At 62.1% G+C, this 1,340-nt stretch carries 1 protein-coding gene and 1 other annotated feature; the gene reads left to right on the top strand.

What is annotated here, in order from left to right; all coding sequences use genetic code 11:
- Positions 1-59 precede the first annotated feature (59 nt).
- Positions 60-1,300 (top strand): IS3 family transposase gene (locus AWB79_RS37885; protein WP_198399179.1). Its coding sequence is split into 2 segments (ribosomal slippage): positions 60-366 and positions 366-1,300, totalling 1,242 coding nucleotides; the frame shifts between segments, so codons are not numbered across the junction.
- Positions 362-478, top strand: a sequence feature (AL1L pseudoknot). (Overlaps the previous gene by 117 nt.)
- Positions 1,301-1,340: the final 40 nt, after the last annotated feature.

Raw genomic sequence — 1,340 nt, 5'->3', positions numbered from 1 at the left:
TGAACCGCCCCGGAAATGTAGGAGACTTTGGATCTTGGCTGTATCTGGAGATTTAAAGCATGGAAAGCGAAGGCAAGGCAAGGAAGCCCACAGGGACGCGATATTCGGATGAGGTCCGTGAGCGAGCGGTGCGAATGGTGTTCGAGCACCAACACGAGTATCAAACGCAGGGGGCGGCGATCCGCTCGATCGCCTCGAAGATGGGGATGTCACGCGAGACGCTTCGCAACTGGATCATTCAGGCTGAGCGCGACCGTGGCCAACGAGCGGGCGCTACAACTTCGGAGCTGGGGCGTCTGAAGGAACTGGAGCGCGAGAATCGTGAGCTGCGCACGGCCAACGAGATCCTGCGCAAGGCCTCCGCATATTTCGCGCAGGCGGAGCTCGACCGCCGATCGAAGCCATGATCGCGTTCATCGACGAGCATCGCGACGTCTACGGTATCGAGCCGATCTGCCGCCTGCTGCCGATCGCGCCGTCGACGTATTACCGGCATGCCGGGCGGCGCAGCGATCCGGAGCAATGGCCAGCGCGAGCGCGTCGCGATGCGGAACTGAAGGCCCTCATCCGGGCGGTCTGGGACGAGAACTTCGGCGTGTATGGTGTGCGCAAGGTCTGGCGCCAGTTGCTGCGCGATGGCGTGAAGGTTGCGCGCTGCACGGTTGCGCGCCTGATGAAGGTGATGGGCCTCGAAGGTGTGCGGCGTGGGCGCCGGATCAAGACGACGCAGCGCGACGATGCGGTGCCGTGCCCGCTGGACCGGGTCAAACGTCAATTCCGTGCCGAACGGCCTAACGCGCTATGGGTCGCGGATTTTACCTATTGCTGGACATGGTCGGGCTTTGTCTACGTGGCCTTCGTGACCGATGTGTTTGCGCGCCGTATCGTCGGTTGGCGCGTGTCGGGATCGATGAGGACGGACTTCGTGCTGGATGCGCTGAACCAGGCGTTACACGATCGCCAGCCACCGCCCGGGCTCATCCATCATAGCGATCACGGGTCGCAATATCTCAGCATTCGGTACACCGAACGTTTGGTGGACGTGGGCGTTGAGCCATCAGTCGGAACTGTCGGCGACTCCTACGACAACGCACTGGCAGAAACGATCAACGGCTTGTATAAGGCCGAAGTTGTGCATCGGCGTTCATGGCGTACGCTCCAGGATGTTGAACTCGCCACGCTCGAATGGGTGCACTGGTACAACCACCATCGGTTGCTCGGCCCGCTCGGGTACGTGTCGCCGGCGGAGGCAGAGGACGCTTACAATCGGAATCTGGTGCTCTCCGCTCGCGCGGCGTAGCGCCAAACTCGGCGGTCTCCGACAAAGTCGGGGCGGTTCA

This window comes from Caballeronia hypogeia (assembly GCF_001544875.2).
GTDB classification, from domain to species: Bacteria; Pseudomonadota; Gammaproteobacteria; order Burkholderiales; family Burkholderiaceae; genus Caballeronia; species Caballeronia hypogeia.
The sequence above is the reverse complement of the archived record's forward strand: the minus strand, read 5'-3'. Positions and strand labels throughout refer to the sequence as shown.